The sequence below is a fragment of the Pelosinus baikalensis genome, assembly GCF_020819555.1.
GTDB lineage: Bacteria > Bacillota > Negativicutes > DSM-13327 > DSM-13327 > Pelosinus > Pelosinus baikalensis.
In genome coordinates this window covers 1-12,667 of record NZ_JAJHJB010000016.1, presented here as the reverse complement: position 1 = coordinate 12,667, position 12,667 = coordinate 1, and the positions used below count along the sequence as shown (strand labels likewise).

Annotated in this window: 14 protein-coding genes; 1 reads left to right on the top strand and 13 read right to left on the bottom strand. The window is 38.3% G+C overall.

The genetic code is table 11. From position 1 onward, the window contains the following. Positions 1 to 29 precede the first annotated feature (29 nt). The 10 genes from nagE to LMF89_RS12445 form a co-directional block, all read right to left on the bottom strand. On the bottom strand, positions 30 to 1,463 hold the full coding sequence (gene nagE / locus LMF89_RS12490) for an N-acetylglucosamine-specific PTS transporter subunit IIBC (RefSeq protein WP_229535370.1): 1,434 nt from the start codon (positions 1,461 to 1,463) through the stop codon (positions 30 to 32). Between the two features lie 163 nt (positions 1,464 to 1,626). Next, the gene (locus tag LMF89_RS12485) at positions 1,627 to 2,358 is read right to left on the bottom strand and encodes a GntR family transcriptional regulator (RefSeq protein ID WP_229535369.1); all 732 of its coding nucleotides are present in this window, start codon (positions 2,356 to 2,358) and stop codon (positions 1,627 to 1,629) included. A gap of 283 nt (positions 2,359 to 2,641) precedes the next feature. Beyond that, positions 2,642 to 3,145: an anaerobic ribonucleoside-triphosphate reductase activating protein gene (gene nrdG, locus LMF89_RS12480; protein WP_229535368.1), complete on the bottom strand. Its 504-nt coding sequence runs from the start codon at positions 3,143 to 3,145 to the stop codon at positions 2,642 to 2,644. Positions 3,146 to 3,284: 139 nt separating this feature from the next. Next, entirely contained in the window at positions 3,285 to 4,004 is a 720-nt protein-coding gene (locus tag LMF89_RS12475) for a DUF6904 family protein (protein WP_229535367.1), read from the bottom strand. A gap of 575 nt (positions 4,005 to 4,579) precedes the next feature. Further along, entirely contained in the window at positions 4,580 to 4,879 is a 300-nt protein-coding gene (locus LMF89_RS12470; RefSeq protein WP_229535366.1) for a putative quinol monooxygenase, read from the bottom strand. An 81-nt stretch (positions 4,880 to 4,960) separates the two neighbouring features. Then, positions 4,961 to 7,357, bottom strand: a complete 2,397-nt coding sequence (locus LMF89_RS12465) for an anaerobic ribonucleoside triphosphate reductase (RefSeq protein WP_229535365.1) — start codon at positions 7,355 to 7,357, stop codon at positions 4,961 to 4,963. A 424-nt stretch (positions 7,358 to 7,781) separates the two neighbouring features. After that, positions 7,782 to 8,498: an HAD family hydrolase gene (locus tag LMF89_RS12460; protein WP_229535364.1), complete on the bottom strand. Its 717-nt coding sequence runs from the start codon at positions 8,496 to 8,498 to the stop codon at positions 7,782 to 7,784. A 3-nt stretch (positions 8,499 to 8,501) separates the two neighbouring features. Continuing rightward, on the bottom strand, positions 8,502 to 10,142 hold the full coding sequence (locus tag LMF89_RS12455) for a putative polysaccharide biosynthesis protein (RefSeq protein WP_229535363.1): 1,641 nt from the start codon (positions 10,140 to 10,142) through the stop codon (positions 8,502 to 8,504). Between the two features lie 73 nt (positions 10,143 to 10,215). Continuing rightward, the gene (locus tag LMF89_RS12450; RefSeq protein ID WP_229535362.1) at positions 10,216 to 10,812 is read right to left on the bottom strand and encodes a DedA family protein; all 597 of its coding nucleotides are present in this window, start codon (positions 10,810 to 10,812) and stop codon (positions 10,216 to 10,218) included. A 219-nt stretch (positions 10,813 to 11,031) separates the two neighbouring features. Then, the gene (locus LMF89_RS12445; protein ID WP_229535361.1) at positions 11,032 to 11,190 is read right to left on the bottom strand and encodes a hypothetical protein; all 159 of its coding nucleotides are present in this window, start codon (positions 11,188 to 11,190) and stop codon (positions 11,032 to 11,034) included. A gap of 56 nt (positions 11,191 to 11,246) precedes the next feature. On the opposite strand from LMF89_RS12445, the gene LMF89_RS12440 reads away from it, so the two are divergent. Continuing rightward, on the top strand, positions 11,247 to 11,453 hold the full coding sequence (locus LMF89_RS12440; protein WP_229535360.1) for an Lrp/AsnC ligand binding domain-containing protein: 207 nt from the start codon (positions 11,247 to 11,249) through the stop codon (positions 11,451 to 11,453). Here the strand turns inward: LMF89_RS12440 and LMF89_RS12435 are convergent. From LMF89_RS12435 to LMF89_RS12425, 3 genes are all read right to left on the bottom strand, one after another. Then, the gene (locus LMF89_RS12435; RefSeq protein WP_229535359.1) at positions 11,419 to 11,652 is read right to left on the bottom strand and encodes a DUF1653 domain-containing protein; all 234 of its coding nucleotides are present in this window, start codon (positions 11,650 to 11,652) and stop codon (positions 11,419 to 11,421) included. The genes LMF89_RS12440 and LMF89_RS12435 overlap by 35 nt on opposite strands. 160 nt (positions 11,653 to 11,812) lie before the next feature. Further along, on the bottom strand, positions 11,813 to 11,968 hold the full coding sequence (locus LMF89_RS12430; RefSeq protein WP_229535358.1) for a hypothetical protein: 156 nt from the start codon (positions 11,966 to 11,968) through the stop codon (positions 11,813 to 11,815). Continuing rightward, positions 11,955 to 12,572 carry an HD-GYP domain-containing protein gene (locus LMF89_RS12425; protein WP_229535357.1) on the bottom strand — a complete coding sequence of 206 codons (618 nt, stop codon included), beginning with the start codon at positions 12,570 to 12,572 and terminating at the stop codon, positions 11,955 to 11,957. Before LMF89_RS12425 ends, LMF89_RS12430 begins: the two co-directional genes overlap by 14 nt. Between the last annotated feature and the right edge of the window lie 95 nt (positions 12,573 to 12,667).

The window sequence follows — 12,667 nt, the reverse complement described above, 5'->3', positions numbered from 1 at the left end:
CTCCAACCTTCAATTCCATATACCTCTTTTTAGGAATTCGGTGTTGAAGTATTACGTATATCTTTTGTAACGTGATTTCGTTTTTCTACTAAGAGCTTTTTCATTTCGTCAGCAATCATTTCTGCCTTTGTACCTACAATGATTTGAACACTATTACCACTTTTAATCACACCCGCTGCTCCTAAAGCTTTAATCTCACTTTCATCTAACAGAGCAGCATTTTTCAAAGTTAACCGCAGGCGAGTAATGCAAGAATCGACAACCTCGATATTTTCTACGCCTCCCAACTTTTCCATAAGATTCAGGGAGAAGGCGCTGCTATCAACATTGTCTAACTTTGTATTCTCTGCTTCATCATCAAAACGACCAGGCGTAGGGATGTTAAATTGTTTGATAGCCCACACAAATACCACATAATATAAAGCAGCAAACCCCAGACCAAGGGGAATCAGCATAGCAGGTTTCGTCGCCAAACCCCAATTCAGCAGTAAATCAATCAAGCCGGCAGAAAAACCAAACCCATGTAGAATCCCCATAGAACTTACTAAAGCCATCGCCAAGCCAGTCATAATGGCATGTAAGAAATACAGCATCGGAGCCAAAAACATAAACATGAATTCAATAGGCTCCGTTATACCAGTCAAGAACGCCGTAAATCCTAGTGATAATAAGGCACCACCGATTTTACTGCGATTCTCAGGCTTCGCACATGTATAAATAGCCAATGCTGCTGCTGGCAGAGCAAACATAAAGATTAGATAAAAACCAGCCATAAAGCCGCCTGCTGTAGGATCTCCCGCAAAGAAACGATTTAAATCGCCCGTTACCACCTTGCCGGTGGCATCCGTGTAATTCCCAAAGACAAACCAAACAAAACTATTCAAAATGTGGTGAAGCCCAAAAGGAATGAGTAGACGATTGAATATCCCATAAACAAATAATCCTAGGGATCCTGCACCAATAATCCATTCACCCATGCTATGGATGATACTTTGAATGGGTGCCCAAATCACGCCAAAAATTCCTGCCATAACTATTCCTGCAGCTGCCGTCACGATGGGAACAAAACGCCTCCCTGCAAAGAAACCTAAGAAATCAGGAAGCTTAATATTATAAAATCGATTATACAAATAGCCCGCTACCAAGCCGCTTAGAATACCCCCGAGCACACTCATATTCAAATCCGGATTAATGGTCTTTAGACCATTGGTGAGTACTAGATAACCGATGGCACCTGATAAACCGGATGCGCCTCCATTATCATGAGATAGACCAATGGCAATACCCATAGCAAACAATAATGCCAAATTGTCAAAAATAGCCCCTCCTGCTTTCATAACAAAAGGAATATCAAGAACATCCGGAGCACCAAAACGCAGCAACAAAGCCGCTGCTGGTAGTACTGCCACTGGCAGCATCAGCGCTTTACCAATCTTTTGCAGTTTCCCAAACCAATTACCCACAACTATGAACCCCCTATTCTTTATTTATACATTACAAACTACAAAATGACCTGGCAAAAAAGAAAACTTGATAGTACTTTCTAAAGAATAAAGAATGCCGATTTAGTGCTATTCATACGTCACTTTGAAATTTGTCTCATATACACATAGCAAGTAGTACCGATTAACGCTTTAATGTTATTTCAAATTTATAACGGTCACTGCGATAAATGGACTTTGTTACCTCAAAGGGAATATTCTTTTTTGTATAGGTTAATCGTGAAAACATAAGTGCTAAGGTTTTTTGCTTCACCTGCAGCATTTGACTCTCATAATCATTTACTAATACAGGCTCGATGGTCTGATTTGCATATTCAATCTGCAAACCGAACTGCTTTTCTAAAATGGTATACAAGGAATTATTCTCTAACGCCTCAGCCGTTAATCCCTCGCAAAGTGCTGTTGGTAAATAAGCCGTCTCAATGGCATAGGGTTCATCATTAACAGAGCGTAATCGAGTAATTTCAAATACTTCATCCTGCTCTTCCAACTGCAGATCATGCTGCAATTTTTTCGTTGCAGATTTTCTTTGAAAAGAAATCATTTTCGTATGAATACTCATACCGCGCCGCTGCATATCTTCCGTAAATCCCAACAAATTATGCAAGGGATGTTTTTCTTTGTTTTTGACAACAAAGGTTCCTTTCCCCCGTTCCCGATATAGCAATCCTTCATTTACTAAGCTTGCAATGGCTTTATTCGCAGTCATTCGACTAATTCCGTGATATTCACACAGCTCTCTTTCTGTTGGCACAACTTCATCTGCAGCTAGTTCTTCATTTTCGATCATTTCGGAAATAATATTTTTCAACTGATAGTACAAAGGAATCGGCGAATCTTTATCAACTCTTTTCATGATTACCACCTTTATCATTAATCATAAATTTGAAATGTCATCATGTTGACATGTTGTATATACATTTACAATTGTATTATAACACTTCTATTATCTTTTTCAAGATTATTCTGAAATTTAAAATTAACTTATTTTTTCTTCATTGCCGGTCAGAAAAGTACTACTATATTTTATAACCGCAGAGGCGCAGAGAACACAGAGATAGGATTTAAAATGTCCTTCTGCGTACTCTGCGCCTCTGCGGTTATATCATTTCTTTTTTTGCTTAGCACTGATATCTTTCTTAAGGCAATGGTTCATACAATACCACTTTTTTCTCTTTTAGGCTCTCAGGCACGTCAATAATGCGTTGATTAGCGGAACCCTTGAATAACAAATCATAACTTTTCAATGCTAATTCAAATTTGCCATCAATTAATACATCAATATATTGCAAAAATTCCAGACAATCCCGTCTATTAAGTAATTCTTCAAAAGTAAAACCAGTATAACACCAAATGTTAACGCCACTACTTTTCAATTGCTCAGCAATAGCAGTACAGGCAACGGGCTGCAGCATTGGTTCACCGCCTGAGAACGTTACCCCAGACTGCAGTTCTACGGCTAGAACAGCCTGTACTACGTCATCAATTTCCTGTTCAAAACCACCATTCAAATCCTGAGTATCAAGATTGTGACATCCCTGGCAATGATGAGTACAGCCTTGACACCAGATCACCGTTCTCAATCCTTTTCCATCTACAACCGAATCCGTTGTTATCTGAGAAGCTAAACGAATTTTTACCATACCACACCAATCTCCCTGTTTTCAGACAATAGATCATCTCATATGTCAATATCATAGGAATGATTCAGATCATTATCCATTCGTAATCAAAATAACATTATATCATTTTTAAACAGAATCGTCTCCTATTCATCCGTGCTCACCACTGGATATTTTCAGGATAGTCCCAGTCATATTGAATCTCATCTGCAGGACAATTATATTTTAGAGCTTCTTCCAAAACTTCCTCTCTAACCGTTCTATATTCATTGCCTATTTCTGCAATTCTCTTTGCTATGGTTGGTACACTCTTTAAGCGCTTTTCCTTATTCATTGCCAGAAATCTACCATTTAAAATATCAATATATTGTATTGTATATCCGTAAAACCATGTATAATCATGACTTATCATCTTCAGTATACGTTTATGGGAAACCTCCGTTACTACTTGCTTTAGGCACTCTACAACCGCCGCTTGAAACTTATGGACCGCGGCAGTATTCGCATCCCACTCTGGATACTTGATTTTTTTTTGGCGTAACAAAGTAAAATCACTCAGGCACATAATAATAAACAATATTTCCGGCCATAAAACATGAGTGCCTACATATATATTTTTCTTAGGCGTAATCATTGCTAACTCTTTCATCCGACTCTCATCCATACCATTGTCAACAAATTCAAATTCCCGATTCCCCATTAAAGCATGGCGCAACTCATAACAGAACCCTAACACTCTCATACGAACACCTTGGTAGGCAGTATATTGATTCTCCTTACCAACAACATCATGCAATGCATCATAAAGTTCCTCAAAATCTAAACAATCACCATATATAGCCACTCCTGCATGATTAGGAGTATGTTTAACAAATATCATTATGATCCCTCAACTTTGTAAGTTTTTTGTTCTTTTGCCCATACATGCATTTTTATTTTTACGACTTCTCCCTTGGCAATATAATGGTACTCACGAAGCTCCCCTTTGCCTCTTTAATCATTCCATACAATACGTTCCCATTCCTTCTTCCAGCCTCTAACTGCTTCGGATAAACCCCAAGAATTCGGGGACTCTGACTGAAATTCCACCTTATTTTTGATCTGCCCGCCTACGCAAGGCGTGACGTTACTATAGCTTTTGTTAGTCCGTCATCCATGTTTCAATCCACACGCCTACGCAAGGCGTGACCTGGCAATTGTGAGATGCAATAAATACCTGGGGCAAATCGTACGATTTTGCGAACCCTGAAATGAGTTTTATTTTAATAGAGAATCTTGTTATAAAAAATGGTTAAACCCCTTCTTCTATCTGACTTGCGAATCTCTCACAAAAATGATGAGCACTTAGGGTTCGCATTAGGAGACTTTCCCGATTACCTCATTATTTCCCATTAAAAGACAAAATTCCTGCAAAGTAAGTTACTTTGCAGGAATTTTTCATTATTCTTACATTACTTATCGAGAAATGGCTGCCACTTCTTCATATAGTTTAACTTCTGGTTTTTCGAGAAGCAAGTCTGCAATGCTGCTGAATAGTTCTTTTAAGTAAGGCGTAGACCCATGATAGTCTAATGCTTGCTGGTCTTGGTATTTTTCATAAAAGAAGAATTGTCCTACTTTTTCCGTTGATCGATGAAGCACATAGGCTACTGTACCTTTTTCAAGTTGAACTTTAGGAAAGTGAACCTGTAAAGCAGCTTCCAATTCTTTTTCTTTACCTGGTCTTGCTTGCATATTGGCTACTAATGTAATCATATCTTCAAAGTCTCCTCTGTTAAACAATTTCTCTAATTATAACACTTTTCCACCGTGTCTATTAGTATTATTTGTCAAAGGCTACTGGTTTCTCACACCATGTTTTACGCGGTCTTTTTCTTCTGCACGTTTGCCATCGTTCCATTTGTCCATGGTTCCTACTAAGTAGCCAGTGATACGGCGAATGCGTTCAAAGCCCATACCGCCTTCTCCTTCTACTCGTCCACATTTAGGGCATTGATCACCAATCACGCCGGTAAAGCCGCATTTAGGATCACGATCCACGGGATGATTGATAGAGCCATAGCCAATTCCACATTCTTTCATCTTACGTACGACCATTTCAAAGGCATCCAGATTCTTAACTAAATCTCCATCTAACTCAATGTAGGTAATATGACCTGCATTGGTCATTGCATGATAGGGAGCTTCGATTTCAATCTTTCTGGCTGCTGGAATAGCATAGTATACAGGAACATGGAAACCATTGGTATAATAATCCCGATCGGTTACGCCTGGAATTTCGCCATAATTTTTTGCATCAATTTTTACAAAGCGTCCTGATAGACCTTCTGCTGGTGTAGCAATCAGGGAAAAATTCTGTTGATATTTGACTGCTGCTTCATCCATACGTTTTCTCATATGACCAATAATTCGAAGACCAGCTTCTTGAGCAGCTTCTGATTCGCCATGATGTTTGCCATAAAGTGCTGTCAGTGTTTCCGCAAGGCCAATAAACCCAAGGGTTAACGTGCCATGCTTGATAACATCTTCCAGAGTATCTTCCCAGTCTAACTTTTCAGAGTCAAACCAGATATTCTGTCCCATTAAGAATGGGAAATTCTTTACCTTTTTATTTTTCTGGATTTCATAGCGATCTAGTATTTGCTGAATGACCAGTTCAATTAATGAATCCAGCTCTTGATAGAATCCTTCAATGTCAGGCTGAGTTCTTTCTCCTAGGGCAATACCATGCTTAATCCCAATTCTAGGAAGATTCACACTGGTGAAGGAGTTATTGCCGCGACCATATATCACACCATCCGACTCAGGGAAAATAGAGGATATGACTCTTGTTCTGCATCCCATGGTAGCAATCTCTGTTTCAGGGCGACCGGGTTTGTAATATTGCAGATTAAATGGCGCATCAATGAAAACAAAGTTAGGAAACAACCGTTTCGCAGAAACACGGCAGGATAGTTTAAATAAATCGTAATTAGGATCTTCTGCATTATAATTAACGCCTTCTTTTACTTTGAAAATACTAATCGGGAATATAGCCGTTTCTCCATTACCTAAGCCAGCTTCTACAGATAATAAGAATTGTTCCACTACCAGGCGCCCTTCCGGGGTAGTATCCGTACCAAAGTTAATACTGCTAAAAGGAACCTGTGCTCCTGCTCTGGAATGCATCGTATTCAAATTATGTAGAAAACCTTCCATGGCTTGGTATGTTTTCTTCACTGTTTCCTTTTTCGCAAAACGGTAGGTGAAGTCCTGAATTTTTTGTATATCCGAATCTGCTGTCTGAATATCATGACTCAGTAAAGCCTTTTTCAAACGCAGAGCCTCATTTGCATGATAGGCTTGATATTCCTTTTCACCAATACGAGGATAATCGCCCTGCTCACCGCTATACTCATGTACGGTAGCTGCAAGGATATCCGTAATTTTTTCTTCATCTAAGTCCATGAAGTCAATCAATAATATTTTCTTCATATTCTCCGAGTATAATTTTATAAAGGTTTTAGCGACTCCAGCAGCTAAGCCATAATCAAAATTGGGGATGGATTGTCCACCATGCTGATCATTTTGGTTACTCTGAATCGCAATCGCCGCCAACGCAGCATAGCTCATAATATCTTGTGGTTCTCGCAAATGTCCGTGTCCCGTGGAAAACCCATTGCGAAACAAGGTTTTAATATCAATTTGACAACAAGTCAAAGTACCAATGGCTTCAAAATCCATATCATGAATATGAATATAACCGGACTGATGAAATTTGGCATGTTCAGGTTTTAAAATATGGTGAATGGCAAATTGTTTCGATCCTGTTGCTCCATACTGCAGCATTGTTCCCATAGCCGTATTGCCGTCTACATTTGCATTCTCTCTTTTTCCGTCAACCTGTTCTGCATCTTTAAAGGTAATGTCTTTATAATCAATCATTAAGCGCATGTTGGCTTCTCGCACTTGGGTGCGCTTTGCCCGATAAGCAATATACTTCTTAGCCACAGCAACTTCTTCTGACTGCAGTAAGACATCTTCTACAATATCTTGTATCTCTTCTACTGACAAACGCTGATTCGATCTAGATGCAATCGTATTAAACACCTTGTCCGTTAATAGCTGAATCTTTTCTTTTTTGACTATGCCATCAAAATTTTCAGTATACGCCTTTTGAATTGCATCAAAAATTTTATCGCCATTAAATTCCACTTCACGGCCATCACGTTTCACAACTTGAAAATTACTCATAATTACCACCCTGCATCTTATTTTTTAATGAATTTGTCCGTTCTTCACACTTTGCATTTTTTTGAAAAATCAACGTAATTTTGCAAAAATACACCATTCTTCACATAAAATCAGCAAAAAAAATATCCATGTTGGAATGGAGTAATTTGTTCTTCATAAGTAATTATATCACTATTTTAATTTTAACCAAGACTTGACTTTTTTTTATTTATAATATCCAGAAAAGGTTTAATACACAATATATAGTATTAATACTTTTATTACAAACTATATATTGTATGAAGCTTTCTATGATTATGTAAACTTTTAGGATAATCGCACCCTGTTTTTCACGGGTGAAATCAAAAAGATTAGGCAAATAAAGTTAACTCCTACTGCCTAATCTTTATATGTTATCAGGTGGTTCATTCGCTATAAAATTTGCTTAGTTTTTTTTGATAATTTCACCAAGATTTTCTGCTAATTCTTTTAATGTTCCTGTATAGTCGGCTCTAAAATTGCTTCCTTTTGCATTAATAAGGCAGTCCGTGACGAGGTAGGTTTTCATACCAATCTTAGCTGCTGCTAAATCTTCTTCCACATCATTACCGACCATCAAGCATTCATGAGGCTGACAGCCAAGTTTTCCGACAATTTCCTCATAATACTGGGTATTAGGCTTACAAAAATGTGAATTCTCGTAAGTGGTAACCAATTTAAATGTAATATCACCTAATCCAGCCCACTCTAGCCGCTGCTGCGTAGCGACCAGTGGAAAAATAGGATTGGTAGCCACTACTACATCCAAACCTGAAGAAAGAGCAGTATTCACAGCCACACGAGCCGCCGCATCCCTTCTGGTTACTTCCTGCAATAAAGAAAATTCATTTTCGTAAAAATCATTCATGATAGGCAGCAGAACTTCTTCAGCCAAATTCACAGTCGCAAAAAAATGCTCAGAAAAAACTTGCTGATTCGTTTGCTTCCCATCCTCATTGGCGATCATTACTCCAGTGGAAGCAAGCAACTGCTTCATAAACTGTTTCGGTTCCATGACATGAGCAACCTTTTTGCCCAAATGAGTAAAATAGGCGCTCATAAATTCATCCATATGAAAAGGCAGCAATGTCCCATCCAAATCAAAAAGTATGCTTTTAATCATACATTACTCCTTAAGTACTCCAAATTTACGCAATAGAGGAATTAAGCGCGATCCTATCATAGGAACTTGCTTCATATCGTTCTCACTGATACCGCCAATGACTAACAATACTCCGCCATATACCACAACGCCCAAAGCCATTGCTGTCAATGTAGAAAAGGCAATATGCGCCGTTGCTGCCATAATGACATCATAACTAAAGTAAATTACACCGCCCATAGTAACTGCTGCTATACTTGGTTTTACTAAACTTCTTAAATCAAGAGCATATCCCACATGCCGGTGTACGAAATAAATGTTTAATACTGCTGCTATTCCAATATCCGCTACCGTTGCCCAAGATGCCCCTTTAATACCAAGAGTGGGGATTGCTGTAAGCGTCCAATTCAGAATCACTTTAAAGACAGCAGCCAGTCCCATGTTGATCACTGGGATAGACGTTTTTCCCATCCCTTGTAATACTCCTGTTGTTATCTGATGTATGCCTAAAAGAACAATCCCAATCGATAAGATGCTAATGGAATGACTGGCCTGGGGTGCATTGTAAACCATTTGAGAGATGGGTTCAGCCAATATCCATAATGCAACAAAAGCAGGAATGGTAACCAAGCTTGAGACACGCATGGCAGCAGCTGTTTGCTGATAGACTCGTTTGATATTCCCCAAAGAAAAGGATTCTGATATGGCAGGCACCAAGCTAGTTGCTAAAGCAGCCGTTAAAATCGTTGATAAATTGAGCAAAGGCACTGCCATCCCTGTTAAATAGCCAAATAATTCCGTGGCTTGCTCCACTGTATACCCTGCCACTTCCAGTCTGGCTGGAACAATAAATAAATCAAAATTGGAAACAATGGGCAGCATAATACTCGACAAGGATACGGGCAGCGCAAGTTTGACAAGTCGCTTTATAATACTCATACTCGATTCCTGGGCTCTTTGGGAAACTTGTCCTGTTTCTTGCTTTTTACCTTTTTTCTGTAATTTCATATAATAATAAATAAGTACAAGAAGACCTGCAACAGCTCCTGGAGCAGCCCCCAGGCTCGCCCCTCCTGCAGCATATTCGAGGCCCTTTGGCAGTAATAAGCTGGCAAATATCAGCATGGTAATGACTCTCACCAATTGCTCTGCAATTTGCGAAACAGCTGTCGGCGTCATAATTTGGCAGCCTTGCAGATATCCTCGATAACTGGATAAAATCGTAACAAAGAAAACCGCAGGTGCTAATGCCAATAAAGAATAATACGCCCGTGGATCTCGAATAAAGCGATATTCAATTAATAAACCAGCACCAAAGTACAATAATAAACTAAAGAACAGCCCCGTTAATACTAATACAGTTAACGAAATACGAAAAACACGATTTGCACCAATAAAATCATTTAAGGCTCTTTTCTCCGCAGTAATAATGGAAATCGCTACAGGAATTCCTGCTGAGGAAACGCTCAAGGCAAAAAGATAGATGGGAAAAGCCATTTGGTACAGTCCAATTCCCTCACCGCCCAGCACCCGTGACAGGATGATCCAGTTTAAAAAGCCAATCACTTTTACAACAATGCCACCTATTGTTAATATTAAGGTGCCTTTTAGAAAAGAATTGGAACTTCCTTTATTTTTATTGTTTTTTTCATTTTCTTCCGTCATCTTTTATCCTTCGTTTCGTAATGTAATGCTTGCCTATTTACACAATCCTAATGATGCGGTTCCGATTTTATCCTCAAGCATTCTTACGTTTTTTGATTATATAATACATTATTAACACAACCAAAGCACCAGCTACAAATAAACTGGCCTCATGACCAATACTGCGTATCATTTCCCAATTCGCCCCCAGCATCATTCCTGCATAAATAAGCGCAATGGTCCATGGTACAGATCCTAAGATAGTATACACTATAAATTTAATAAAATGAACCCTCGCAAAGCCTGCAGGTAAAGAAATAAACGTACGAATCACTGGCAGCAGACGAGCCAGCAATACCGCAAGCAGTCCATAGCGGTCAAACCATTTTTGAGCCATGGTTACTTTCGCTTCAGATACAAAAATATATTTGCCATACCTTGTAATAAAAGGTGGTCCTCCGTAGTAGCCGATCAAGTAGGATACAATCGATCCTGCAAGTCCACCTGCCACACCTGCTATTACAGCTATATTGAAATCCATCCTGCCTAAAAAGACAAGATAACCAGCAAAACCAAAGATCAGTTCACTGGGAATGGGTACATTCGCACTTTCTAAAGCCATACCAATGAAAACAGCAGGGTACCCCCATATCCCAATTAAGTGAATTACATATTGAAAAATAGTTTCCATAATTCCCCCAAGAAATAAATTATATCACACCTACCCAATTAATATAGTGTGAATCTGAAAATTACTTACTATACACTACATAGAAATTTTATTCCTTTTAGAAGAATTTTGCAAATACTAGTAATAAAAAACGACAAAAAAGTAATGTCATTACAAACAATATCGAAACAACCTTTTCGCAAGAAGGAGATTGCTTTACTAGCGTTCGCAATGACATTTTTAATGAGTCAATAGTACAGCATCAATCCGCTGCAAAAAATTCTGAGGATTCATGATAGGAACAAGAGGGTTGCGTCGTTCATTTGTTGAATTGACAATAGGCGGCATAGCCTCTGCTGGACTTAATAGGGTCACATGCCTTACTAATTGAATTTCCATATAAACTGAACCAAGAAAAGCTTGGCAAGCCCCTGCTGGCTTTTATTACTGTATTTATGAAATCGACAAATCATCCTACATTTCAACATTTTATATCAACGCAAGAAGAAATTAAAGAATCCTATCGAATTAGCGGCGAAGGCTGCTATTGGCTAAAAACAGCTTTATCGAACCAGCAAGATCTCAACCATTTGTTGGATGCCATTTTGGTGTATGGTAACTATCGAATTAATCTGTCCATCCAACCTGTAAAGAAGAGGTAATATATGTGAATCGCTTCACTGTACGTCCCTCAAACTCCACCATTTGGTCAAACATTGCTAAGGGGCGTATCCACATTCCCTTATTTCCGTATAGGGCTTGATATACCACATAATCTTCTTGTGTTTCACTATGTTTTGCAATCATAAGCACCTCATAGAAATTACCTTTAAAATGTTGATATGTACCAGCTGTAATCATCTATATCCTCCTGCCTACCTTATTAGGTTATGTATCTGCTTATTATTTTATCATAGTTGTTATGCAAGACAACTATGCCGTTTACAAAAAAAAGGCCTACAAGATCCTATGAATCTAGTAAGCTGCAGAGTTTAGGTTATCCTATATATAAAGAATATGGTTACTTTGCATTTTTTGCATAACGTTGGGGTTTATAATTTCGTGCATATTCTTCTAAAAGCTTTTCCAATTGCTTGAATACTTCTTCATCATAGCTATTGTTGTTATTTTCTTGCAACAACTTGATAAGAAACTCCACTTTTTCATGGAACTCCACCACTAGCCCCTCCTAATAAGAACATATTAACCAATACTGAATTAAAATGAGTTTCCCTGCCGCTATTAATCACTTGAAAAGCTTCTTTTTGGGTCATTGCTTTACGATAAGTTCGGTCTGAAGTAAGAGCTTCATATACATCCGTAATACTTAAGATTTGTGCAATCAATGGTATTTCATCTCCAGCTTTGCCACTGGGATAACCATTTCCATCAAATTTTTCATGATGACAGCAAACAGCTTCTGCTATGTCTTGCAATGGATGTATTTGGTTTAAAATTACAAAACCATATTGAGAATGTCTTTGCATAATCTCAAATTCACTTTTAGTTAATTTTTCAGGTTTGTTTAAAATTTGCCGTGGAATTTTTATTTTTCCAATATCATGAAGCAATGCAGCAAAGGATATATCTTTAATCATTTGAGAGGAAAGATTGAGTCTTTTGGCAAAGCGAGCAGCTATATTTGCTACATTACAAGAGTGCTTAGCAGTATCTACATCATGCTGATGAATTAAGGTTAATAGATAATTTGTTATTTCTAGTCGAGTGTTACAAGGATATTGAAATATGATTTCGTCATCTATAATTGAATTTTGAAGCATATCATTCCTCCTCAAAAAGGCAGCACTAGCAATGTAACATAATATACTTGTGTTACATCGATAGCGAGATAAGGAGCATCATCTGCCTCAATGCT

What these genes read in the sequence shown, in the direction of transcription:
- LMF89_RS12450 (WP_229535362.1), bottom strand. Translation starts at nt 10,812, where the DNA reads ATGGAAACTATTTTTCAATATGTAATTCACTTAATTGGGATATGGGGG.
- LMF89_RS12485 (WP_229535369.1), bottom strand. Translation starts at nt 2,358, where the DNA reads ATGAAAAGAGTTGATAAAGATTCGCCGATTCCTTTGTACTATCAGTTG.
- LMF89_RS12460 (WP_229535364.1), bottom strand. Translation starts at nt 8,498, where the DNA reads ATGATTAAAAGCATACTTTTTGATTTGGATGGGACATTGCTGCCTTTT.
- LMF89_RS12475 (WP_229535367.1), bottom strand. Translation starts at nt 4,004, where the DNA reads ATGATATTTGTTAAACATACTCCTAATCATGCAGGAGTGGCTATATAT.
- LMF89_RS12470 (WP_229535366.1), bottom strand. Translation starts at nt 4,879, where the DNA reads ATGATTACATTAGTAGCCAATATGCAAGCAAGACCAGGTAAAGAAAAA.
- LMF89_RS12425 (WP_229535357.1), bottom strand. Translation starts at nt 12,572, where the DNA reads ATGCTTCAAAATTCAATTATAGATGACGAAATCATATTTCAATATCCT.
- LMF89_RS12435 (WP_229535359.1), bottom strand. Translation starts at nt 11,652, where the DNA reads ATGATTACAGCTGGTACATATCAACATTTTAAAGGTAATTTCTATGAG.
- LMF89_RS12445 (WP_229535361.1), bottom strand. Translation starts at nt 11,190, where the DNA reads ATGGAAATTCAATTAGTAAGGCATGTGACCCTATTAAGTCCAGCAGAG.
- LMF89_RS12465 (WP_229535365.1), bottom strand. Translation starts at nt 7,357, where the DNA reads ATGAGTAATTTTCAAGTTGTGAAACGTGATGGCCGTGAAGTGGAATTT.
- nrdG (WP_229535368.1), bottom strand. Translation starts at nt 3,145, where the DNA reads ATGGTAAAAATTCGTTTAGCTTCTCAGATAACAACGGATTCGGTTGTA.
- LMF89_RS12440 (WP_229535360.1), top strand. Translation starts at nt 11,247, where the DNA reads ATGAAATCGACAAATCATCCTACATTTCAACATTTTATATCAACGCAA.
- LMF89_RS12455 (WP_229535363.1), bottom strand. Translation starts at nt 10,142, where the DNA reads ATGACGGAAGAAAATGAAAAAAACAATAAAAATAAAGGAAGTTCCAAT.